Genomic DNA, 22,308 nt, shown 5'->3' on the forward strand with positions numbered 1-22,308 from the left:
GGAATCCTTTTTGTCAACACAACCTAGTCACACCTCGTATTTATCGCTGGAGACCGGACAGGAGAACTGCGGCCGGATGTCGCCGAAACGAAAAGACAACCACAACTGCGGCTAGCTGAACAGCCCTTCCAGTACAGAACGTTGCTGCGCATGCTTGCCTGGGTTGTGGTTCTTCAGCTTCTCCAGATTGATCAGCTTCCAACCAACCGCAGGCAGGTCAGCCGCCCGCGGCCGTTCGATGGCATCGAAATCGGGCGTGCCATCATGCAGGCTCAGGAGAAACGTCCTGGCCTTTTCATCAAGGCGAGACCGGATGTCCGCGACCAGCCGTTTGCGGGTTTTGAGCAGGTCGTCAAGACTGACACGGACCTTTGTCATGCCTTCAAACTCCTTCGTATAGGGCTGGTCGAGGTCGATAAAGTTCGGGTTCAGAAGTTCATGCGCGGGACGCGATGAGCAGGCAATGTAGATCAGGAAGGTCCGGAACAGATCCTCTGTCAGACCTTCATTCTCGTACAGCAGCTTGATGTCATAGAGGTCACGCGGATGCTGGCGGTCCACTGCGGCATGCAATTTGCCTCCGAACAGGTCCTCGAAGGAAACCACCTGCATCTCTGCATAACCGAATTCGTCCTCAACCGCATCTGACACCGGGCGCATCTCGGGATCGTGGACGGCGCCACGCATGACCGGCGAGGTCTCGATCTTGATCTCGGCGTTTCCCAGACGAGCGAGAACACGGGTGGCACCGCCTCCCCCGCCTTGGATGCGTTGCGTCTTCGCACCGGCTATGCTGCCCTCGATGGCGGCGGCGATGCGATCCATTGCCTCGTTAATCTCAGCGAGGCTTTCACGGCGATCCTTGATCGGCAGGTAGGTCAGATCGATATCGACCGACAGGCGGGGCAGATCGCGGTAGAACAGATTGATCGCCGTGCCGCCCTTGAGCGCGAATGCCTTTTCCTTCGCGACATGCGGGAGCAGGCGCACGAGCAGCGCGACTTGGATTTCATAATCCTCACGTGCCATCGCCAGCCTCAGTCGCTACGAATTCCTCCGGCACCACGATACGGTACCGTGGGTGTATCCTGCCGCCCTTTACCAAGGCGCGGTCGCCGCTGCCAAGGTTGAATTCCTCGGGATCAAGGCGCTTGCGCCATGGGTGGCCGTGGCGATCAGCGAAGACGAAGAACAGCCGCCTCACCTTGATCTTCCTGCAACTGTACAGCAGCGCCGACAGCATCTTCGGGCGCAGCGTCGTCAGGCTCTCGAATACCATGTCGAGGTTGTGAAAGCTTTCATGGTCGGGCAGCTCATCGATAGCTTCGAGGATTGCCCGTTCGGGAGACGACATCCTGAGCTGCCAGTCCCAGGGAAGGGTTTGCCCGGCATCCGTGGTATCATCGGGAAGGCCCAGCTTCGGATCGCCAAAAAGAGACCTGCTGCGCGTCTCGATCGGCGCGTTCAGCGGCAGCTTCGAAAGCCAGTTCGGTATCGCTTCGCCATAGACCCATACCGGGGCGTTGCCGCCCAGGCGCAGGTAATGACCGTGACCCTGCTGGGCGAGCGCCGTCATGCCACCGACATGGGCATCGTAGCGCATGATGTGCTGGACTGAGAGCAGGCAGATCTTCCAGTCGATCGTATCCGAAGCAGAAGTGCCCGGAAACGGGCGACGGAAAAGGCCTCGGGTAACTCGCTCGAGCCAGCCGCGCTTGACATAGTCGCGAAAGGTCTCGTAGGCGACACCATGCGCGGTGAGCCACGCGGCATCGATCAGATACCCTGTGGGTACTGCATCAAGAACCTTCTTCAGGTTTTGAGATCTTTCGGTCGCCATGACGCTTATGATGGCATATTTTCAAAGCAGACACCATGAGTCTCTTTAAAAAATGTCCAACTACGGTGCTCCAAGCACTCCAATCACGAATTTCTCAAGGACCGCTCGTGCATACGACACCCCTGCAGACCAGAACATGTCGGCGCGAATCGAAAAGCCATGCTCGACAACGCGATCCTGAAGGATGTCGCATCGCGAAAGTGGTAACGCCCGCCGTAAAGCGGGAAGCGGTGGCGGATGTCGTGGGGGTCCGACGGGTCGTCAGGTCATAGACATCAGCGCATCCGCAGGCCGGACAGACCGGCGCGCCGTCTGTCTCTGGCCAGCGCAGCCGGCAGAACCGGCGATAGGCGGCCTCCTCGCCAGCGGAAAAAAAATCACCTTGAGCGAAAGTGTTCGTGCCGCCGCGGAGAGAAGAAAGTGCTGTGCTATGGAGGCCTCCAGGGTCATCATGTTCATATAATGTTCTATGAGGGCCACTGCGTCAACGATTTGGTGCGTTTGCTACCTAACAGGCTGCTGAAAAAGTCCTTGCGACAGGACAGCGCGGACGGGGAACCGGGAAATCCGCCTCAAATTTGCCGAAGACACCCCATCTCCGGGCCGATATTAGCTGGATCCAGAACGATTTCCGCTGCGTCGTCCTCTCAAAATCCTTTTTCAGCAGCCTGTTAAACTCCGATCAGATCCAGGCAGGGCCTAGTCATCAGCGCCAGATACCAAGACAAGGATCATGCGCTGCCCTTCGTCCCCAGGTGTTCGCGTCCACCGCATCTCGCGGCCCCGGAACGGGCCGGAGCCCGGCTCGGCCACCGGCAGGATCATCGACTCAGCATCCAGCACGGCGGCGCGATCCGCCTCGGAGGACTCGACCGCGCTGCCGGCGCGCAGGATCTCGAACTCGTACCTGCCCATGAACCGAGCCGAGGGCACGGTCTGGCCAAGCGTTGACTTGACCAGAACATCCCGCGCAGGTCCAGCCGTTCACCCCCATCTCCCATCGCCGCGGCCACCACCCGGGTGCCGGTCGTGATCACCGCGAAAGGCACCCGGGTGGTGGCCGCGGCGCTTTTCTGTCCGCGCAACCTGGGTTTGGCGACGCTTTCGCGCGTCACCGAGGGGAAACTTGGCGCGTGCCGGAGGGCGCTATGCGGATCGCGACGCTGCGCATCTATCGCTTCGATCCCCACGGCTTGGCCGGCCCGCAGCTGGATATGCTCCGGGGCGATCTAGACGTTTGCGGGCCGATGCTGCTCGACGCGCTGTTCTGGGTAGGGAACAGGATCGGCCCTGCGCTGACTTTCGGCACCGGAGCAGTAATCTGCGCAGGCAGGATCAAGCGGCTCTACTCCCTCGCACAACATACCTTGGAATCTGCGAGAAGCGGCGATGCTGATGTGGGGAAGGAAATCACCCTTCTCCCAACCATCGCTCGCGCGGCATAGAAAATTGGTTCGTGACAGCGCTCGTAGGTTAGACCCCCCCCTTTTTGCAATGAGGAAAATATCCCGCGAAATCGAGGAAATTCTCCTGCAAACATGATTGCCAATCAGTGCTCTACTCCAGACTGAAGAGGCTTATCGGTAGATTCGAACAACACTGCCGCCACCGGCGCGGAGCAGCGTGGAATATCGGTAATTGTTGCTCTCCGTATCTTTGGCTGTTATGCTTGCAAGCGTCATGAACAATGGATGATAAAGGGGTTGGGCATCAAGGTTGACGCAAGCTTTCAAGGCCACGCTCCACGTCTCTAAAATCTGTCGTCCGCGCAAGGCCAAGCCGCGTCGTCGGGATTAGAGATCATTATGCGCATCGAACATGAATTGCACCGTCAGCCCTGCCATTTCAAGACACACCAGCAATGTTCTGCTTTCTCTGCTGTCAGCATATTAGCGACTTTCACCCAGCGACCTCGAGATCTCGCCAAGCCTTAACCCTTCGACCACGCTATAAAGTAAATTACCCACTTAGCTTGAATTGGAGAAGCAGCATGAATGGAGAATTCGTCGTCATAGCCTTTCTTGCAGTCAACATGACATTCTCTGCATCAGCACAGCCCGCCCCATTGGAAGAGTTGTTTCTTGAGGTTTCAGCAGGCGAGAATGGGGAGCCCACAATATCGCAAGACGAGTTCCAACTTTCCAAGAATGAATACTATCGCCTCAATTTCGTCTGTGCGGAAGATGTCGGGGACACAGGATTTCAATTCGAGTCCGTGCCTTTACTGTCGAACTCGCATCTGAGAGTCGTCAGTGTTGAAGGCCAAGAGATTCATATGCAGGGGCTGAGTTTTCATACCCTCCAATGCGACGAGGCAGGAACGATACGCTTCAGTTTTTATCCGGTCCGCTCCGGCACCTTTGAGTTCACTGTGCAAGACCACGATGAACCGGCCAATATCACCAAGGGCAAGTTTGTGGTCGAATAGAATGCTCAAACCAAATCTACAAAGCTTCAAGGCCGTTAATTATCCGCAATTGAAGGGTTGCCATGCGCAAAGGATTGTCAGCCAGCGCGGTTCTTGCCCTGATGGCAGTCCCTGTTCATGGAGAAACATTATCGCTGACCCTCGACCGAGGCATTGCTGCTACCGTTGAGATACCGGCAGGACACGGAAAATTTCCTGCCGTATTGATGTTTCACGGACTAGGTTCCAGCCGTGATGAGGTCGGCATCATATTCGCCGATACCGCAACGGCGTTGGCCAGGAATGGTATTGCCTCGCTTCGGATCGATTTTCGGGGCTTTGGCAAATCGGACGGTGATACGGGTGCATTCACATTAGAGCGGCAGAACGAGGACGCGGCGATTGCATTGCAGGCGCTGGCCGCGATGGATAAGGTCGATGCCGGGCGTATCGGCGTGATGGGCTTTTCCTTCGGTGCAGGAGCCGCCATCGAATTGGCTGCGGCTCAACCGGAAGCCATCAAGTCGCTTGTCGTCTGGGCACCCGTGGGCAATTACCATGACGACATGCTGGATAGCCTGGGCCAGCGCGCCTTCGATCTGGCGGCACGGGACGGCATCGTCGGGCTGGACCTGGGCTGGCGGACCATGGCGCTGAAACGGGGCTTCTTCGACAGCCTGGGTCGGCACGACCTTCTGGCGGGGCTGCGGGCCTATGACGGGCCGCTCATGACCGTGAACGGCAGCGACGATCCCTATCGCAAATACACGCCCGCGCTGATCGAGGCAGCGGCGGGCGCAGACAAGCGGGCCGTGGTGATCGAGGGCGGCGACCACGTCTTTCATGTCTATACCCCCAGCCGCTCACTGGCCCCCGAGGTCATCGAGGCGACCGTCGAGCGGTTCAGGGACACGCTTGGCAAGACGCGCTGATCCCCGGCGGATCGCGCTCAGCTGCCGGTTTCGGCCGTGGCCTTGATCCCGGCCAGGGCGTCATCGACATATTTCTCCATGGCCGCGACGGCGGCCTCGTCGCTGAACCGCTCCTCGGGCTCGTTGGTCGTGTCGGCGCGGAAGAAGCTGGCCTGCCATGCGACGCTTGCACCGTCGCCGTCGGGTGTCACCGTGACGCTGTTGGTATAGAAGCTGACCGGAAACACCTCGATGTCTTCCCGGGACAGCCGCCAGCGGATCGTCATCGTCTCGGCGCCGATGTCGTCGATGCCGTCGACCAGGATGCCGCCCGACTTGAATGCGATGCTGCGCTTCGCGCCGGCGCCATCGCCCTCCATGCTGGCCTCGGCGATGGCCGGATGCCAGGCCGCGATCGAGGCCGGATCGGCAAGCAGGGCCCAGACTTTCTCGGGCGGGGCGGCCACCTTGACGCTGCGCGACAGTTGCTGCGGCGTCGGGCCATGGGCGAGCAGCGGGGTCGCGACCAGCGCCGTCAGCGCCGAGGCTAGCAGGGTTCTGCGGTTCATCATGGGGTCTCCTTCCTTGCATGAAGCGGGGTGGCCAGCAGCGCGGCCAGCAGTACGGCCAGGGCCAGCGCGCCGAAAACCGGCGACAGGCTGCGATGTGTCGCGACCCGACGCGCGGGGGCGTGGGCGGCCAGTGTCGCCTGCAAAGCTGCGGGCCCGGCCGAGAGCCGCGCGAAACCCATGCCGCGTTCGCCGGCAAGCCGGGTCAGGTATTCCGCGCGCATCGCCGACAGGTGCTCGGACCCTTCGAGGTCGGCTTCGCCATAGGGGTTGTTGCGCGGGTGAAAGCCGGGCCGGTCCGCCGCATCCGTGGGCGGGGCGCCTATGCGAGCGGGGGCGTGCTGCACGTCGGTGGGTCCGTAGAAGCCGGTCTCGCGGCCCAGGTCGTCGAATTTCGGGATCGGCGCCGGCTGGTCGCCGCCGGCCCCCAGGACAACGCCGCCGGGGCTGTCCTCGCGCCAGCCGTCCGGCCCGGAATACGGCAGGGGCGGGGCTTCTTGTCCATCGGTGACGAAGATCAGTGCCGCATCCAGCCCGCGCGCCCGGTTCAACGCATGATTCAACCCTTTCGAGATCATGCTGTCGCCTTCCCAGGCCATGCGCCAGTCCAGGCCGGCCAGGGTGCCGGCCAGCGTGGCATAGTCGGTGCAGATCTCGACCGGCTCGATCAGCGTCAGGCTGCGGCGCTCGGTAAAGAAGCCGAGACCGACGCGGGCACCGCAAGGCTGGCTGGCGATCCAGCGCGTCAGCACGTCCCGCGCCGCATCCAGCCGCGACGCGCCGTCCATGTCGCGCACGTTCATCGAGCGGGTGATGTCCACCACGATCAGCACGTCGCGCAACTCGCGCCGGCCCTCGATGCCCGGCCCTGCCGCGGCGACGAGAGCCAGCCCGGCGGCCAGCGCGGGCAGGATGGCGCGGGCCGCGGTCACGGCGCCCCCCGCGGCAGGCCCGGCAGGTCGGTCCACAGCCGGCGCGGCCGGGTCTCGGAGTCTTCGTCGCCGTCCTGTCCTTCGCGCGGCATGTCGCGGACCAGGCGCGTGGCCAGGTCCAGGTTCACCTTGGCGTCGAAATTGCCGGGTCGGGCGCGCAGCGCCTCGCGATAGGATGCCTTGGCCAGGTTGATCAGCGCGGTGGCCTCGTCGATGCGATTGCGCTCGATACGCTCGAACCCCATGCGCATCCGGGCATTGCCGATGGCGTAGTGGTATTCCGAGCGCAGGCCGGGCGGGGCGGTGGCCAGCCCGGCCAGCAGCGTCTCGGCCTCTTGCGGCCGGTCGCGCAGCACCAGGAAAAGCGCGCGGGCATGGGCGGCGCGCGGATCGGCCGCCTGGCGCAGCGCGACGTCGCTGCCGCCTGCCAGGCTGCGGATGGCGCGATTGTCGACGGCCATCCCCCAAAGCTGCCAGCCCGACCACAGCACCGCGCCGGCCGCGAGCGCGACCCAGGCCAGCAGCGCGGGAAAGCCCAGCCGTCTCATACCGGGACCAGCAGGGGCGCGGGGCAGCGGGGGGCATAGCGTCGTTCGAGCCAGCGGGCCGCCGCCAGCGCCGCGCAGCACAGAAAGGCCAGCAGATAGCAGGCCCAGGCCAGGTCGCGGCGCGGCACCGGGCGGCGGGTCAGGATCGGGCGGGATTCCATGCGCCCGATCTCGGTCACGGCATCCTCGACCGCGCCGGGGCTGTCGGCCTCGAAGGCGTGATAGGGCAGGCCCAGGCTTTGCAGGAAGATATGCAGGTGCCGCTCGGGGCGCAGATGCGGGGTGTCGGCCTGGCCGGGCTCGGGCACCTCGAAGATGCCCTTCGCGCCCTTGGTGCGCAGGTAGAGCCAATAGATGTTGACCTGCCGGCGCGCCGCCAGGTTGCGCAGCGCGGTCTGGACCTCGGGCGCGATGACCGCGGCCCCGTCGCTGACCAGCACCACGGCACGCGAGTCACTGGCCGATGCCTCATCCGCCATCTCCATCGCCAGGGTCAGGCCGCGGCCCACATCGGTCTGGGACAGGCCCGGCTCGGCCAGGGCGGCAACGGCAGCGGCGATGGCGGTCCGGCTTTCGGTCATCGGCAGCACCAGCATCGGGGCGGTGGAAAAGGCGGCGATGCCGATGCGGTCGTCGGGGCGGCGGGCGATGAAGTCCAGCAGGATGCGCCGCGCGGCGCTGGCCTTGCTTTCGTCGCCCCCCTGCGGCGAGCGCCCGGCGAAGGTGTCGTCCATGCTGGAGGAGCGGTCGATCAGCAGCACCAGGTTCGTGCCGATGCCGCGATAGGCGACGCTGCCGCCGCGCAGATAGGGCTGGGCAAGGCCGAGGATCAGCGCCGCCGGCGTCAGCAGCGCCAGTGCAACCAGCAGCGGGCCGATGGCGCGCCCCTCGACCGCACGCAGGTCCAGCCGCGGCACGGCGGATGTCCGCAGCCAGCGGATGACCAGCGGCAGCAGCGCCAGCGGCAGGGCGAAAAGCGCGGCTGGCCAGGCGAAACCGATCATCGCCGCCCCCGCTCGATGGCCGCGAGGTCGCGGGCGAGTTGCGGGATGTCCTGCACGGGGCCGGATCCCAAGCCGAAGAAGGCCGCGTCGGAGGCCGCGAAAAAGCCGCGCAGCCGCTCGGCCAGCGGCGCGAATTGCGGCGCATCGGCCAGGAAGCGGTCGAGCTCGGCCCCGATCAGCACCCGGCCGAAACTTTGGTCGAAGGCGCGGTGCAGGGCACGGCGGGCCTGCCGCTCGGGCAGGTGGACCACCGCGCGCGCGGCGCGGGTGAAGGGTCGCGCCGCGCGGCGGTGGAACGGGAACCAGCCCTGCTGCCAGGCAAGCGCCAGCACCCCCGCGACCAGCGCGACGGCCGAGGCCAGCAGCCGCAATCCTGCCGGCATCGGGTCGATCAGGTGGAACGGCGGGTCCGGCTGCAACTGGTCCGGCGTCGAGGGCGCCAGGATCGGCCGGATCGGCGCGGTGACATAGCGAAAGCCCGGCAATTCCAGCGCCGTGCCATCAACCAGCCGGATCGCCGATGCCGGCACCTGCCGTTCGCGCGGCTCTAGCGCCGAATAGAAGTTCTGCCAGCGCAGCGTCAGTTCCGTGCCGCCGGCGATGTCGCGCCGTGCCACGTCGCGCAGGTCCAGCCAATAGTCCACGGCGCGCGGCCGGGGCAGCGAGGACGGATCCACCTGCCCCTGGATGCGGATGCGCTGCACCAGTTCGTCGCCCAGCCACCAGCCATAGGGCCGCGGGTTCTCGACCTGTTGCGCAAGCGCCGGAAACGGCAGCAGGAGCAGCGCCAGCCATTTCATAGCGGTGCCTCGGAAAGCGAAGCGGCCAGTTCTGCCACGTCGATGCTGTCGGTGATCTCGATCGGCGAAAGGCCGTGCTCGGCCAGGACGCGGCGCAGGGCGGCCTGCCGGTTCCGCACCCGTTGGGCTTGGCGCGCCGCCCAGCGACGCGTGGTCAGCACGGTGCGGCGGCGTCCGGTTTCCGGGTCGCAAAGCTCGGCCAGGCCCAGGCGCGGCGGCGGTGCGTCAAAGCCGCTGTCGCGCAGCCAGACGGGCAGCACGGGACGCGGCCGCAGCGCGGCCAGCAGCGCGGCCAGCTCGTCAGGCGACAGCTCGAAATCCGAGATCAGCACCACAAGGATCCGCTCTTGGGGCAGATCATGCGCCATGGCCTCCAGCGCCGCCGTGCCCCGGCCCGCAGGCACCAGCGGCAGATCCAGCAGGTCCGCGGCAAGGCTGCGCCGCGTGGGCGGCTGGTCGTGAAGCACCCGGTCCCCGGCGCAGACGGTCAGCGAGAACGGGTCGCGCGCCCGCCGCGCGGCCTGCGCAAAGCCTGCGGCCAAGAGCCGCGCCAGGCCCGCGCGATCGGCATGGGCCACCGCACCCAGCGAGGCCGAGGCATCCAGCGCCACGTGCAGCCGCAGGTCGGTGCGGGTCTGGAACCGCCGCACATGCAGCACGCCCAGCGGGTCGGTGATCGAGCGGCGCAGGTCCAGCCGCCGGGGATCGGGATGCGCCAACAGCGGCGCGATATCGGCAAAATTCTCGCCCGCGCCGCGCATCCGGCCGGCATGGGCGCCCATGCGCAACCCCGGCAGCCCCTGCGTCAGCCGCCATGCGAGGGCGTCGAACAGGTGCAGTTGGGCGTTCATGCGGCAGGAACCGGAATCGTCGCGAAGGCCGCGTCGATCAGCGCCGGAACCAGCGCCTCGCGCCGCGGCTCGTAGGCGGGCGACAGGAAGATGCGATGCGCCATCACCGGGGCCAGCACGGCGCGCACGTCCTGCGGCAGCACGGCTTCCCGTCCCTCCAGCCAGGCGCAGGCGCGGGCGGCGCGGACGAGATGCTGCATCCCGCGCGGACTGACGCCGCCGCGGATCAGGCGGGCGGCGTCGGCGCCCTCCAGCGCCAGCCCGGCCGAGGCGGGATTGCGCAGCGCCTCGCACAGGTCGAACACATAGCGCCGCAGCGCCGGGCTGGCATGGGTGCCGGCCTGGACCCCCGCTGCCAGATCGTTCAACCCGCGATAGGGCAGGATGCCCTGCCCGACCTCGGCGATCAGGGCGGTGGTGTCGTGAAAGCGCGGCTCGAAGGCCAGGGCCACGCGGTCCTCGGGCGCGGCGGGCGCATTGACGGCGATCTCCATCAGGAAACGGTCGCGGGCGGCGGCGGGCAGCTCGAAGGTCTCGTCGCGCTCGATCTGGTTGCGGTCGGCGAAGACCTGCAAATGCGGGAAATGGTATTCGCGGCGGAACGCCGACAGGCTGCGCTCGGCCATCAGGCGCAAGAGAAGCGCATGGACCTGCGGACGGGCGCGGTTGATCTCGTTGAAGAAGAAGACCGCCAGTTCCTCGCCCTGCTCCAGCACCGGGCCGGGCTCGATCCGGGGGCGGCCATCCTCGGCGATATGCGCGGAATAGATCAGGTCGGTCGGCAGCAGGTCCACCGTGCCCTCGGCCCGGCCATAGGGGCCGCCCAGCGCGCGGGCCATGGCGCGCAAAAGCGTGGTCTTGCCGGTGCCGACATCGCCCGCCAGCAGCACATGGCCCCGGCACAGCGCGGAAATGAGCAGCAGGCGGATGGTCCGCGCCTGCCCCAGAACGACGCCGTTCAGCGCCGCTTCGGCGTCGCGGAACCGGGCGTGCCAGTCCGAAATATTGCTATCCATGATCCGTCCCGAATATCACGCTGCGCGTGGTCTGGAAGCACGCGCAGCGCCCCCGGCCCGCTTATTCGGCGGGCGGAGCCTTGGTCTCGTCGTAGCCGTCGATCTTCTTGACGTCATATTCGAACTTGCCGGTCTTTTTCATGTTCCAGACCCGCCATTCATTGCGGGCATCCATGACGGCCAGCGACTCGCCCTGCTTGGACAGTTCGGCCGGGTCGTGCTGCGGGTCGTATTTCGAGCCCTCGACCTTTGCCGGGTAGTCGGGCTTCGGCTCCCAGCAATTGCCGGGGGCCTTGCAGTTGGTGCCGTCATAGGCCAGCGCCGGAGTGCCGAGCGCCAGGGCGGCAACGGTCAGGGTCAGGATGCGTTTCATTCTGTCTCCTCCTTCTGGGTCAGGCCGGGCGGGCCGCCGCCCGGCGGTTCGGGTTCACGACTGGTCTTCGCCGGACGATTTGGGTTGGAACGGGGTAAAGCCGGCCTTCTGCTCGTCCGTCAGCCAGCTGGCGTCCTTGGGATCGCCGGTATAGAGGTGGCGCACCCAGGCCATGGTCCTGAGCATCTCGTCCAGCGTCAGGCTGCCCCACATCGGCCCCATCTGCCCCGTCGCGCCGCCGTAAAGCGTCGAGAACAGCCCGACGTCGGTTTCGTTGCCGGGATAGGTCCAGTAGGCGTCGTTCAGGCCGGGACCGATCTTGCCTTCGGCATAATGCCCATGGCAGCCCGAGCACATGCCGGCATAAAGCTCTTCGGCCTCGGGCAGGATCTCGGGATCCTCGTTGTAGACGTTCTCGCCGGTTTCCAGGAAGTGCTTCACGGCCTCGGTGTCGCGGCCTTCCTCCATGGCGTCGTCGAAGTTCAGCGGTGAGCCGTCGATGATGTTGAAGAACTGCGGGGCCGCCATTGCCGCGACCGGGATGATGAGGGTCATTGCGAATGCGGCAAGGATCCTGGGCTTCGTCATTCCATTTCCTTCAGCTTGACGGCAGCAGGGGGATGCCTTCCTCGGTCAGGATGGCATCAATCCTGGCTTTGCCGGATTGCAGGGCCTGTTCGATCGGCCCCAGAAGCTCGGGATGGGTCTTGGACACGCCCACGGACTGCGAATATTGCAGCGGGATGATGACGCCGTCCGAGCGTTCGATTTCATTGGTAATCAGGGTCATACGCAAGGGCTCGCGCGAGTCGCGGACATAGCGCGCCGCCTCGGGGGCGAAGACGATGGCCAGATCGGCCCCGCCATCCGCGACCTCCGTGATGACGCGGCTGGCCTCGACCTGGGTGTATTTGTTTCGCCGGTCCTCGAAATTGGTCAGCGAGGCCTGGTAGATCAGGTTGTATTCGTAGCGGCCGGTATATTTCAGGATCGTCTCGGCCGGGGAATGCAGGCGATACGAGAAGGTGTCGAACCCCTCCTGATCCACGTCCTGCCACTTGTCGCCCTCGAAGTTGCGGTCCTGCCGCGTGACAAAGGCATAGCCCGAACGGTAGTAGGGCTGGGTGGTCAGCAGCCGTTCGTCGCCCGCATCCACGCCGATCAGCACGTCGCACAGATCCTTTTCGATGCCGTCGCGGACCAGGTAGATCGCGTCCTTTTCCAGCATCACCAGATCAAGCGTGGCGCCCATCTCGTCGGCCAGCACCTGGGCGATCTTGTTTTCAAAGCCCCTGCCCTGCGCATCCGAGAACGGCGCATCCTTGGTCGAGGCGCAGACACGCAGGTTCGTCGTGTCGGCCAGAGCGGGCGATGCAAGGGCAAGAACTGCCACCCCGACACCGCAAACCTGGCGGAAATCAACAAGCATTTCGGTTTCTCCAGACTGAATAGCTCAAGCAGGCCGGCCCGCCAGGAAGGAAGCGCGGGCCGGCCTGTCGCGTCAGGCGGGCTCGCCCGGCGCGTATTCGCCCACGTTCGGGTCGGAATAGGGGCTCTCGCCGTCGAGCGAGAAGACCATCACGCCGCCGCCCATCTGGGTGAACTCCTGCAACCGCTTGAAGGCCCCCACCGAGCCCAGCCCGGCAGTCGGGTCGGCCAGGTCGAAGACCAGACCCACGCCCGGCCAGCCGCCGACGCCGTACATGATCGCGACATATTGCCGGCCGTCATGCTTGTAGGTCATCGGATGGCCGATCACGCCCGAGGGCAGCTTGAACTTCCACAGCAGGTCGCCGGTGTCGCTGTCGCGGGCCTTGATGAAGCCGTCCAGCGTGCCATAGAATGTCAGCCCGCCCGCGGTGGCCATGGTGCCGCCCCAAACCGAGAAGCGCTCCATCTTTTCCCATTTCATCTCGCCCGAGATGGCGTCGTAGGCCTTGATCTGGCCCAGCCCCAGCGCGTTCTGGCGGTCGCCCTTCGGCCCCGGATACATGGTCAGCGTGGCACCGACGAAGAACTGCCCGGCGCGATAGGGCAGCATAAAGGGCTCCCAATCCATGCAGATGTGGTTGATGCCCAGCATGAAGACCTTGCGCTCGGGGTCGTAGCTGTCATGGCCCTGGTTGTGGTAGCCCATGGCCGAGGGGCAGATGTCGCGGGCCTTGTGGTCCATGCGCGTGCCGAATTCGGGATCGCGCACCGGCAGGCCGGTATCCAGCTGCACCTCCTTCACCCAGTTGACAGTGTCGTCCATCTTGTCGGCCGAGATCAGGTCGCCATTGGTGCGGTCCAGCGTATAGACGATGCCGTTGCGGTCAGGGTGGGTCAGCAGCTTGCGCATGTTGCCCTCCTTGTCCTCCTGCTCCGACAGCATCATCACGTTGACGCCGGCATAGTCCCATTCGTCATGCGGCGTCTTCTGATAGGCGAATTTCGCCTCGCCGGTGGTCGCCTCGCGGCCCCAGATCGCCATGGTCCATTTGTTGTCGCCCGGACGCATGGTCTCGTTCCAGGGCGCGGGGTTGCCCGAGCCGTAATAGAACAGGTCCACCTCGGGGTCATAGGCATACCAGCCCCAGTTGGTGCCGCCGCCGATCTTCCAGGCGTCGCCCTCCCATGTCTCCAGGCCCAGGTTCTTCTGGCCGTAATGCGGGTTCGGGGCGTTGAAGTCCTCGGCCAGCAGCAGCTCCTCGTCCGGGCCGGTGGCGAAGGCGCGCCATTTCTTCTCGCCGGTCTTGACATCATAGGCGGTGACATAGCCGCGCACCCCCAGCTCGGCGCCGGACGATCCGACCAGCACCAGGTCCTTGATGACATAAGGCGCGATGGTCAGGGTCGAGCCGACCTTGATGTCCGAATTCTCCATGATCCAGCGCGTCTCGCCGGTCTCGGCATCCATGGCGACGATATGGCCGTCGAGCTGGGTGCGGAAGATCAGCGGCTTGACCTCGTCGTCGCCCGGCCAATAGGCGAGGCCTCGGTTGACCACGTCGCAGCAGGCCACGGTCCGGGCCGTGGGGTTCTGCTTGGGCTTGTTCTGCCACAGGATCTTGCCCGGCTCGTTCAGGTCCAGCGCGAAGGTGGTGTTCGGGAAGGGCGTGTGGATGAACATCCGGTCGCCGACGACCAGCGGCGTGCCTTCGTGCCCATGCAGCACCCCGGTCGAGAACGACCAGGCGGGCCGCAGCTGCTTGACGTTCTCCTTGTTGATGTCGGTCATCTCGGAATAGTTCTGCGCGTTGTAGTCACGCCCGGTCATGACCCAGTTCGCGGGGTCCTTGGCCAGTTCGACCAACTGGTCGTTGGCGGTCGCTGGCGCAGTCGTCAGGACGGCAAGGCCCATGGCGACGGCCATCGCAAGGCTCGACGCGCCCGTTACCTTCGGGGTGTTCCTATTCATAGCGATCTCGCTCCCTCTCGCTGTCTCTGGCGCGGACCGGCGGCCAGTCCTTCGACCCCGGCGGTCACGACACTTGGCGGGTTCGGGCCTCCACTCCCGAACCGCCGCAGGACTGATTAGGCATTCCGCTATCCGCCTTGTCTGCGGGGTGGGCTTCCCGACTTTCTCGGGGGTTTTTCCCCGTTCGATCCGGGTGATGCATCACCCGTTTTCGGCAAGCGCCAGACCAACGTCGCAGCACGCGGCGGTTGTTCCATACCAAAGGTGGGCATAGTCTCGACCTCAGGAGGATACGCTGGCGGCGAATCACCGCAGCGCAGAAAAACCGCAGAAAACAGGAGGAGGCAGGATGGGTTTTTGCCGTGGCACCGTCGTAGGGCGCTATGCGGCAGGCATAGCGGTGCTGCTTGCCTTGGGCGCCTGTTACGAGGAGGATGACCAGACCCTGCCTTCGGCCAAGCCCAGGCAAGCCCTGGCCGCAGAAAGCACGCATTGGCTGGAAGTCGATGACGCCCGCAGCCCAGAAGCCTTCCTGTCCACTGAGTCCGGTCTGCCGTCCCGGACGCTGGCCCCGTTGCTGAGCGCGCTCTCGGCGCATTACCGGGAAAGCCCCCGGATGATCGCCAACCGCGTCCTGCAACTGTGGCGGGAATATCCCGACACCCCGCTGGATCGGATAATGATCGATCTGATGCCGGCACAGGATATGCACGAAAAAAGCTTGGGCCCCGTTGCCCAACAATATCGTGTCCTGCGGGCCAGTGGTGCCGGCCACACAGATGCCCTTGCCACAGCCATGAGGCAAAGGGAATGAGCGCGTCAACCGAAGGTCTCTCGTTCCAGGCATTTAGCCGGGCGCCGCAGGCCCGGCGGACCGTGCCGCTGCGCCGGATCGTGATGGGACTAGCCAGCATTGTCAGCCTGTCGTTGTGCCTGATCGTCTCGGCCATCCTGATCCTCAACGCGCGCCAGGCCGTGCAGGAGGAAACCGAATCCGCATTTCGGCTGGCCCATGAGGCCGCCGTGCGCCGTCTGCCGCCCAGTCATGGCGGCCGCGACACCATGGCCGAGGCGATCGGCCTTGCCGAAGAGATCGATGGGCTGCGGCATGTCTCGGCGCGCATCCTCGACCCCGAGGGCCGGCCGCTACAACATCGCGCGCATGGCCAGTTCCGGTCCCAGGCGTCCGCTCCGCAGTGGTTCTCGGCCCTCATGACGCCACCCCTGGTCGAGGCCTTGGTCCCCATCACCCATTATCCGAATGTCCTGGGGATGCTGCGCGTCGCTGCCGACCCGACCGACGAAATTGCCGAGGTGTGGAGCGATTTCAGCATCATTCTGCCGGTGCTGTTCCTGGCCGGGCTTGCCATGGTGGGGCTGGCCTTCCTGATGACGACGCTGCTGACGCGGCGACTGCAGTCGGTGCAGGCCGCCATGTCGCAGATGCAGGACGGCCGCCTGTCGGTGCGTGCGCCCGACGACCGGCTGACGGAATTCGCCGATCTGGCCGCGGGGGTCAACGCGCTGACCTCGCACCTGCAGGCCGAGCGGGCCGAAAACGACCTGTTGCAGGCCCGCCTGATCGGCAGTTCCGAGGCCGAGCGCTCGCGCATCGCGCTGGACCTGCATGACGAGATGGGGCCGCAGCTTTTCGCGTTGCGGGCCGCCGTCAGCCACGCGCAGGCGATGATCGCCGACCTGCCGGACCGGCCTGCCGCCCTGGACGAGACGCTGGATGCCATCGCCTGCCATGCCGTGGAGGTCCAGAGAAGCGCCCGCACCGCCATCAACGACCTGCGCCCGATGCTGCTGGGCGAGGCCAGCCTGATCGAGCTTTTAGCCGAGCTCGTCACCGGGTTTCGCGACGTTGCATCCGAAACGCGGGTCGTGCTGGACATCGACCCAGAGGTCGAAGGCTCCAGCCTCGGCGAGTTGGCGGAATTGTCGATCTATCGCTTCGTCCGGGAAAGCGTTCTGAACGCCATACGGCACGGGCGCGCCACTCTGGTCCGGGTCAGCCTGGAAACCATGCCGGACGAGCCCCGGCAGATCGTGGTGCGCGTCACGGACAACGGCAAGGGTCCGGAACCCGGTCCCAGCGGCGATCGCCCCCCGCTCGGATTTGGCCAGATCGGCATACAGGACCGCGCCCGCGCGTTTGGAGCGACCTATCTGCCCCCCTGGCGAGATAACAGGCTAACCCATACCGAGTTGAGGATATCCCGCCCATGCAAGCCTCGCTGAAGATGAAGTCAGGCGACGCCCGCCCCCTGCAGATCCTCATCGTGGACGACCACCCCGTTGTGGCCGAGGGCTGGGGTAGGATCATCCGCACCAAGGTCGCATGCGAGATCGCCTCGGCCCCGTCGGCATCCGAGGGTTGGCGGTCATGGAGACAAGCTCGCCCCGACCTGATGGTAGTGGATCTGAGCATTGGCAGGAATAAGATCGCCGGAATCCGGCTGATCGAGCGTTTGCGACGCGTCGATCCCGATTTACCGATCCTGGTCTTCACCATGCACCGCAGCCCCGTCTTGGCCCGCCGCGCACTCATGTTCGGCGCGAACGGGATCATCAACAAGGACAACCCGCCCGCCGAAATCTGCGAGGCTTTCTCCGAGGTGGCTCGAGGCGGCAATTACGTCGACTCGCGTCTGGCGATGCAGATCGCTTTGCTGAACGTCTCGCGCCCAGGAACGAGCGCCCCGCGCCTGACCGGCCGTGAGGAGGAGATCCTGGGCATGATCACCGAAGGCATGTCCTATCGCGACATCGCGGACCGAGCCTGCATCAGCTACAAGACAGTTTCGAACGTCAGCCTGGTGCTGAAGGACAAACTCGGCGCGGCAAACCTTGCCGATCTGGTGGTCAAGGGCATCCGCTATTTCGAAGGGGACTAGGGTCTAGACTTCGGTAACGGGGTCGTCCCAGTCAAGGGCTCTCACGCATACCGAATGTCCCGCCTAACCGCGGTCTTATCCTTTGAACCGTTGATCCGCTTACCCCCAGCACTTTGGTCGCGATCACCACCTCATCGCGCAGGATGCCGAGGTTGCGAATGGCTTGGCCGAGGATCCTCCAGCCCCGTCCGTGATCAGCTTGACGGTCCGCCTTGAGATCGGCTCCGGCGACCTCGCGTCAGGTCGCGCGCCGCCAGTGGGCGATGATCGACTTCTTGTCCTGGAAATACGCCCGGCGGATCTTCGCAATCGTCTCCACAACCAGCATCCCGCACTGTGCCCCCCGATAGCCTCGGAGGCATCATGACCATCAGCGTAAGGGGGGTCATTTTTGGAAGCCGATTACCCCGTTACGGGGTCAATTTTGCACGCCGGTTCACAGACGATGAAGACGCGCCGGTGATCGACCGCGAAGGTCTTGGCATGAAGGCTGGCACCGGAGATCCCCATCGGGAAGATCTGCCTGTCGGACTGAGCCCCGCGCAGCTTCAGCTCGTAAAGCTTCACGCCGGCCTGCAGCAGGTCGCGGCGGTATTTCGTATAGCCGGCATGGACCAACAGCACGTCGGTCGTGTTCAGCGCATTGGTCAGGATGTTGACCTCGATGCCTCTGCGCGCCAGGTCCGAGAAGACATCGGTGCCCCTGCGGCCCGGCACGAAATAGGCCGAGACCAGGTCCAGCCGCGTCTCGATCCCGCCAAGGATCTGCGCCAGGCGCGAGATCATCAGCTGGTCCTCGGTGGCGAAGCCCTGCCCCTTGGCCGGATCGTCGGCGACCAGCTGCACATGGGTCCATTCATGCGCGACCCTCCCCTCGACGGCGGCGCGGGCACTGCTTTCCACCACGCCCAGCAATTCGCGGGCCTCGTCGGTCTCGCGCAGGGCGGCGATCCGCGCCTCGAAGGCGGCGATATCGCTTGCGCCGCCGACCACCCGCTCAAGCTCGATGACCGAGGCGGCGTTCCAATAGGCGTCGAAGACCGCACTGGTCTCCGGCACGACATGGCCCACGGCGACCGCGTCCATGTCGAGATAGAAGGCATTGCCGATCTGGAAATACTCGTCGCCGATATTGCGCCCGCCGATGATCGCGGCGCTGCCGTCCACGATCATGCTCTTGTTGTGCATCCGGCGGTTCATGCGGAAGAAGTCGATGGCATAGCCCAGGTATTTCGGGCTGTGCACCGTCGAGGGGTTGAACAGCCGGATCTGGAAGTTCTCCTGCGCGTTCAGCGTGGCCAGCAGAGGGTCCAGCCCCGGGATGCCGTTGTCGTCCAGAAGCAGCCGCACCCGCACGCCGCGCTGCGCCGCCCGGTGTAACGCGTCCAGAAGCAGCAGGCCCGAAGTGTCGTCGTGCCAGATGTAATATTGCGCGTCGATCGAGGTCTCGGCCAGATCGGCCAGGGTCAGACGGCTGGCCAGCGCATCATGGCCGTTGCCAAGCGCGACCACGCCGGTCTGGCCGGGATGGGCCGCGATCTGGTCCGCGAAAGCGCGGCCGATCCGGCCCTGCGCATCCGGCGGCAGCGCGGCCTCATGCGGGCGGGCAGAAACATCCGGCAGCGGAAAGACCAGCCGCAGGATCAGGATCGCCGCCCCTGCGACCAGAACCGCGAGCAAAAGCCATTTCAGGATCTGCATGTAGGCTGTCCTCCTGCGATTGGAGGCGCTGACCGGGTCCCCGCCGGGAACTCGAGGCTGCCGTCGCGGGCGATATCCGTCAAGGAAGAGCGCAACCGAAGCCCAGACAGGCCGACCACTCCCGAGCCGACAAGGGGTCCCAGCCCATAGAGCAGTTCCATGTGGATCGAGCCACGCAACAGGGACAGGACCTGCCCGGCCGCCACGGAAGCGTCGGTCAGGTCGAGCTCCCCTCGCCCCGCGCCGCTGCAAGCGCCTGGGCGATCATCGCAGGGGAGGCCGCCGCTGCCCGCACGCAGATGTGATCCCGCCGATTCTGCGCTGCGGTTCGCTCCCGGCTGCTTCCGGTGTGATTCCGGGGCGGTTGGAGCGCGAACGCAGAAAGCCTCCCGAATGATGTCTAAATCATTGTAATCTAATAGTATTTCTGGTTGCGGGGCAAGCAACCGCCGTAATCTACCTGAGTTGAAATGCGCGGTTTAACCCCTACCCTGCCGCAAATGCAGCGCCCGGCCCCGCGGCCATCTCTCGCTTTTGTTAGCCATCCCGACGCCTGGATGGTCCCCTCAACATCCAAGGTCAGATAGGGTATTCGGCTTGCGCCCCCAGTTCCCATCCTGGACGTCATTAGGTGCTACGCTTCGAGTTACTCGTAGAACGTGGTCTGTGTGAAGCAGCCACATCGTCACGCGACCATCGCTGTCATCGAAACTGAGACGCGAGGTCAAAAGTGGCTCCTTGAATGGCGACGGCCCCAAAATCATCGCCTGCCGTGGCGTTTCAGAACACGGCTCACTGCCTGACTTCGTGTTGCCTGATAACAGGACGAGACAAGCCTCACCCCATATTACCGAGCTTTGTAAAATGGCCTTTTTCTTCCCCGTGGCACCCGCCGGGCAGAGAAAAGGCTGCAAAGAACATTACCGCAAACCCTCCTGCCTTATGGGCTGAGATCAGATAAGCAGTATTTATTCTGATACCGAATGATGCCGGCGCGCCTGCTTGCGGCGGCTCGGAAACCGCCACAATAAATGTCTGAACCCTCCGCAGAATGCAGCGCCCGCCGCATTATCCGCCCTCAATCCTCTGCCGGTCGAGGCGATAGACCCGTGCCCTGTCCGTATCGACATGCCGGGGCAGGCGATACTGATATGACCTCTGCTCACCACCCGGAACCAGCAGACCCGCATCGCCCAGCAGCTTCACCGCCAGGCCTGCCGGCATGCCGGAGGCGATGTCCATCCGGAACGCATCGATGCCGAGATAGATCCAGCGCTCATCCCCCCAGCCGATGGCATCCGGATCCGGCTCGGCTCCCGGCGGGCACAAGCGGTGGCGGTTGCGGCGCAAGTATCCGGCCAGACGTTCCGCCATGGCCTCGGCAGTCGACGGCGGACGCGCCGCATGGGCCCTGTGCCAGATCACCGCGATCTCGACGAGGGCGTCGGTCGCCATGCCCTTCCGCCAGGGCAGGACGCCGAGCCGGCTGCCGATTTCGCCAGCCGCAGCGATCAGGGCCAGACGGTTCAGAACCCGCAGCACCGGCCCTTCTTTCGCATTCGGAGGCAACCCGATCGCCACCAGCATCTTGCTGCGCAGGCGCGAGATCATCGGGCGCAGGGTCTCCTTAATCAGGTCATGTTGTGCGATGATCCTGTCCACGAATGCCGGCAGGACATGCCCGTAATGCTCCCTGGCAGCATTCTGGAGCGTCTCGGCGAAGACGTGGCCCGAGCCATGTCCATGTAACGTCTTGAAGAGGCCGAACTCCCATGACGGTGCAGGAATGTCGATCAGCCGGACGCCGATCCCTTCGGGCATCTGGATCCCGGCAGCAGCCAGGATCCGCTCAATCGGTTTCTCCGAGGTCGAGAGCAGGACGGTTTCCCAGTGCGCCGTCGCTTCCAGGATCAGTTTGTGGTTGCCGCGCCCCCGGCCCGTGCCATTGCCGATCATGTAGATGGCCTCGAGGATCGCGGGCGAGGGTCGGGCCGGGAATTCATCCAGCATCAGCGTGCCGTCATGGGCCAGGCGGCATGCGAGTTCCAGCGCGGTGTTGGTGGCGTTCCAGCGGTCAAGTTTGGGCGGCCCCATGCAGCTCTGCGCGGCGAGCAGGGCGGTGGTCTTTCCCGAACTGGTCGAGGCGTAAAGATTTACCCCCACGGTCTCGATCCCGGCATGTTTCAAAAGCGGTCCCGCCAGCACCGCCGAAATGGCGCAGATCAGCGCCGGATTGCCGACGGCCAGACGACCAACGGTGTCTTTCCAGCCGTCCAGCGAACCCGAAGACGGCACGGCGCTACGGGCATGGAGCAGTTCGACGGCCTCACCCCGCTGCGGATCCGCCGAGAGCAGCTTGCCGTCAGGCAGCAGATAGGCAGGTGCCGCATCCGTCCCTGCCATCCAGCCGGGACGCGAGACCGACAGGATCCGGGCTTCCACCGGCCAGCGGCGGATCAGGTCGATGATGTCATTCCGGTTGCCCTCGATCGCCAACCCTGCCGAGATCAGCTGCGCACAGACGCTGCGTGGCTTGTCGAGGATATCGGCCTCGGGGATGGTTTCCCGACGCAAATTTCCATCGCGATCGAGAAAGCAAACCCGGCGGCTCCAGTTCCTGCCGCTGTCATCGCGGGTCAAGGCTTCGACGCGCAGAGGTCCGCACATCGGCACCCATTCATCGTCGATACCGCCATAGCCCAGCATCTGTTCACGCGGAAGATGGGTCCAGAACGGGGGCAATTCCTGACGCATGGCGACCAGGAAGGCGGCGATTTCCGGATCGTGATAAAGAGCGCGCAACCGGGCCTCGGACGTCTCCTCAGCGGCATCATCCGGCAGAATGGTCTGTCCGGCATCGGTGGGGGCGGGCGGGGTTTCGGGAAGCGCGCTGTGCTGCTGTGCGTCGATAGGGTTATTGTCCGGCATCGTTTTTTCCATGCAAGGCGCGGGGTTGCGCCATCCCCATCATGATGTGCCGGGTCGGCATGCAAGTCAGCGGCAGGGATGCGCGATATTGTGGACAATGGTGTTGATTTCCGTCGAGACGTGACCCG

22 protein-coding genes and 2 pseudogenes are annotated in these 22,308 nt (G+C 64.7%); 7 read left to right on the plus strand and 17 right to left on the minus strand.

Going from position 1 to position 22,308, the window contains the following annotated elements; translation table 11 throughout:
• Window positions 1-111 precede the first annotated feature (111 nt).
• The 4 genes and pseudogenes from PARACOCCUSGL_RS0116690 to PARACOCCUSGL_RS0116705 form a co-directional block, all read right to left on the minus strand.
• Entirely contained in the window at window positions 112-1,029 is a 918-nt protein-coding gene (locus PARACOCCUSGL_RS0116690; protein WP_010399045.1) for a nucleotidyl transferase AbiEii/AbiGii toxin family protein, read from the minus strand.
• A complete protein-coding gene (locus tag PARACOCCUSGL_RS0116695; protein WP_010399047.1) occupies window positions 1,019-1,840 on the minus strand; it encodes a type IV toxin-antitoxin system AbiEi family antitoxin in 822 nt (273 codons plus the stop codon). The genes PARACOCCUSGL_RS0116690 and PARACOCCUSGL_RS0116695 overlap by 11 nt, the downstream gene beginning before the upstream one ends.
• 214 nt (window positions 1,841-2,054) lie before the next feature.
• Window positions 2,055-2,272: pseudogene (locus PARACOCCUSGL_RS0116700) on the minus strand (transposase); the annotation flags it as partial.
• Window positions 2,273-2,539: 267 nt separating this feature from the next.
• Window positions 2,540-2,803 (minus strand): annotated as a pseudogene (locus PARACOCCUSGL_RS0116705) (hypothetical protein); the annotation flags it as partial.
• A 185-nt stretch (window positions 2,804-2,988) separates the two neighbouring features.
• Here PARACOCCUSGL_RS0116705 and PARACOCCUSGL_RS0116710 point away from each other — a divergent pair.
• The 3 genes from PARACOCCUSGL_RS0116710 to PARACOCCUSGL_RS0116720 all read left to right on the plus strand — a co-directional run bounded on the left by PARACOCCUSGL_RS0116710 (window position 2,989) and on the right by PARACOCCUSGL_RS0116720 (window position 5,179).
• On the plus strand, window positions 2,989-3,285 hold the full coding sequence (locus tag PARACOCCUSGL_RS0116710; RefSeq protein ID WP_010399056.1) for a succinate dehydrogenase and fumarate reductase iron-sulfur protein: 297 nt from the start codon (window positions 2,989-2,991) through the stop codon (window positions 3,283-3,285).
• A gap of 545 nt (window positions 3,286-3,830) precedes the next feature.
• The gene (locus tag PARACOCCUSGL_RS0116715) at window positions 3,831-4,268 is read left to right on the plus strand and encodes a hypothetical protein (RefSeq protein WP_010399057.1); all 438 of its coding nucleotides are present in this window, start codon (window positions 3,831-3,833) and stop codon (window positions 4,266-4,268) included.
• Between the two features lie 101 nt (window positions 4,269-4,369).
• Complete coding sequence (locus tag PARACOCCUSGL_RS0116720) at window positions 4,370-5,179, plus strand: S9 family peptidase (RefSeq protein WP_232215761.1); 810 nt, start codon at window positions 4,370-4,372, stop codon at window positions 5,177-5,179.
• A gap of 17 nt (window positions 5,180-5,196) precedes the next feature.
• Here PARACOCCUSGL_RS0116720 and PARACOCCUSGL_RS0116725 read toward each other — a convergent pair whose 3' ends face one another.
• The 11 genes from PARACOCCUSGL_RS0116725 to PARACOCCUSGL_RS0116775 form a co-directional block, all read right to left on the minus strand.
• Window positions 5,197-5,730: an SRPBCC family protein gene (locus PARACOCCUSGL_RS0116725; protein WP_011749273.1), complete on the minus strand. Its 534-nt coding sequence runs from the start codon at window positions 5,728-5,730 to the stop codon at window positions 5,197-5,199.
• Complete coding sequence (locus PARACOCCUSGL_RS0116730; protein ID WP_114669512.1) at window positions 5,727-6,659, minus strand: vWA domain-containing protein; 933 nt, start codon at window positions 6,657-6,659, stop codon at window positions 5,727-5,729. The genes PARACOCCUSGL_RS0116725 and PARACOCCUSGL_RS0116730 overlap by 4 nt, the downstream gene beginning before the upstream one ends.
• Entirely contained in the window at window positions 6,656-7,207 is a 552-nt protein-coding gene (locus PARACOCCUSGL_RS0116735) for a hypothetical protein (RefSeq protein WP_010399067.1), read from the minus strand. Before PARACOCCUSGL_RS0116735 ends, PARACOCCUSGL_RS0116730 begins: the two co-directional genes overlap by 4 nt.
• Window positions 7,204-8,211: a vWA domain-containing protein gene (locus tag PARACOCCUSGL_RS0116740; RefSeq protein ID WP_010399069.1), complete on the minus strand. Its 1,008-nt coding sequence runs from the start codon at window positions 8,209-8,211 to the stop codon at window positions 7,204-7,206. Before PARACOCCUSGL_RS0116740 ends, PARACOCCUSGL_RS0116735 begins: the two co-directional genes overlap by 4 nt.
• Window positions 8,208-9,011 (minus strand): hypothetical protein, encoded by an 804-nt coding sequence (locus tag PARACOCCUSGL_RS0116745; RefSeq protein WP_010399070.1) that lies wholly within the window; start codon window positions 9,009-9,011, stop codon window positions 8,208-8,210. Before PARACOCCUSGL_RS0116745 ends, PARACOCCUSGL_RS0116740 begins: the two co-directional genes overlap by 4 nt.
• Window positions 9,008-9,862: a hypothetical protein gene (locus PARACOCCUSGL_RS0116750; protein WP_010399072.1), complete on the minus strand. Its 855-nt coding sequence runs from the start codon at window positions 9,860-9,862 to the stop codon at window positions 9,008-9,010. Before PARACOCCUSGL_RS0116750 ends, PARACOCCUSGL_RS0116745 begins: the two co-directional genes overlap by 4 nt.
• The gene (locus PARACOCCUSGL_RS0116755) at window positions 9,859-10,878 is read right to left on the minus strand and encodes a MoxR family ATPase (protein ID WP_010399074.1); all 1,020 of its coding nucleotides are present in this window, start codon (window positions 10,876-10,878) and stop codon (window positions 9,859-9,861) included. Before PARACOCCUSGL_RS0116755 ends, PARACOCCUSGL_RS0116750 begins: the two co-directional genes overlap by 4 nt.
• Before the next feature lie 61 nt (window positions 10,879-10,939).
• Window positions 10,940-11,251, minus strand: coding sequence for a methanol dehydrogenase [cytochrome c] subunit (locus tag PARACOCCUSGL_RS0116760; RefSeq protein ID WP_010399081.1), 312 nt, complete (start codon window positions 11,249-11,251; stop codon window positions 10,940-10,942).
• Window positions 11,252-11,305: 54 nt separating this feature from the next.
• Window positions 11,306-11,839, minus strand: coding sequence for a cytochrome c(L), periplasmic (moxG, locus tag PARACOCCUSGL_RS0116765; RefSeq protein ID WP_010399085.1), 534 nt, complete (start codon window positions 11,837-11,839; stop codon window positions 11,306-11,308).
• A 10-nt stretch (window positions 11,840-11,849) separates the two neighbouring features.
• Window positions 11,850-12,680, minus strand: coding sequence for a methanol oxidation system protein MoxJ (moxJ, locus tag PARACOCCUSGL_RS0116770; protein WP_010399088.1), 831 nt, complete (start codon window positions 12,678-12,680; stop codon window positions 11,850-11,852).
• 72 nt (window positions 12,681-12,752) lie between these two features.
• The gene (locus PARACOCCUSGL_RS0116775; RefSeq protein WP_028714608.1) at window positions 12,753-14,651 is read right to left on the minus strand and encodes a methanol/ethanol family PQQ-dependent dehydrogenase; all 1,899 of its coding nucleotides are present in this window, start codon (window positions 14,649-14,651) and stop codon (window positions 12,753-12,755) included.
• Window positions 14,652-15,051: 400 nt separating this feature from the next.
• On the opposite strand from PARACOCCUSGL_RS0116775, the gene PARACOCCUSGL_RS0116780 reads away from it, so the two are divergent.
• From PARACOCCUSGL_RS0116780 to PARACOCCUSGL_RS0116790, 3 genes are read left to right on the plus strand one after another with little or no spacing between them, the layout of a single operon-like run.
• A complete protein-coding gene (locus PARACOCCUSGL_RS0116780; protein ID WP_237701550.1) occupies window positions 15,052-15,465 on the plus strand; it encodes a protein moxZ in 414 nt (137 codons plus the stop codon).
• Window positions 15,462-16,895 (plus strand): LapD/MoxY N-terminal periplasmic domain-containing protein, encoded by a 1,434-nt coding sequence (locus PARACOCCUSGL_RS0116785; protein ID WP_010399094.1) that lies wholly within the window; start codon window positions 15,462-15,464, stop codon window positions 16,893-16,895. The genes PARACOCCUSGL_RS0116780 and PARACOCCUSGL_RS0116785 overlap by 4 nt, the downstream gene beginning before the upstream one ends.
• Window positions 16,880-17,551, plus strand: coding sequence for a response regulator transcription factor (locus PARACOCCUSGL_RS0116790; RefSeq protein ID WP_010399096.1), 672 nt, complete (start codon window positions 16,880-16,882; stop codon window positions 17,549-17,551). Before PARACOCCUSGL_RS0116785 ends, PARACOCCUSGL_RS0116790 begins: the two co-directional genes overlap by 16 nt.
• 402 nt (window positions 17,552-17,953) lie before the next feature.
• On the opposite strand, the gene PARACOCCUSGL_RS20790 is transcribed toward PARACOCCUSGL_RS0116790, so the two are convergent.
• A complete protein-coding gene (locus PARACOCCUSGL_RS20790; RefSeq protein ID WP_010399098.1) occupies window positions 17,954-19,252 on the minus strand; it encodes a phospholipase D family protein in 1,299 nt (432 codons plus the stop codon).
• Between the two features lie 161 nt (window positions 19,253-19,413).
• Here PARACOCCUSGL_RS20790 and PARACOCCUSGL_RS22070 point away from each other — a divergent pair, with 161 nt between their 5' ends.
• Complete coding sequence (locus PARACOCCUSGL_RS22070; protein WP_158004478.1) at window positions 19,414-19,557, plus strand: hypothetical protein; 144 nt, start codon at window positions 19,414-19,416, stop codon at window positions 19,555-19,557.
• Between the two features lie 763 nt (window positions 19,558-20,320).
• Here PARACOCCUSGL_RS22070 and PARACOCCUSGL_RS0116805 read toward each other — a convergent pair.
• Entirely contained in the window at window positions 20,321-22,180 is a 1,860-nt protein-coding gene (locus PARACOCCUSGL_RS0116805; RefSeq protein ID WP_138918373.1) for a DUF927 domain-containing protein, read from the minus strand.
• Window positions 22,181-22,308: the final 128 nt, after the last annotated feature.

Origin of the sequence: Paracoccus sp. TRP, assembly GCF_000185925.1 — a bacterium.
GTDB classification, from domain to species: Bacteria; Pseudomonadota; Alphaproteobacteria; order Rhodobacterales; family Rhodobacteraceae; genus Paracoccus; species Paracoccus kondratievae.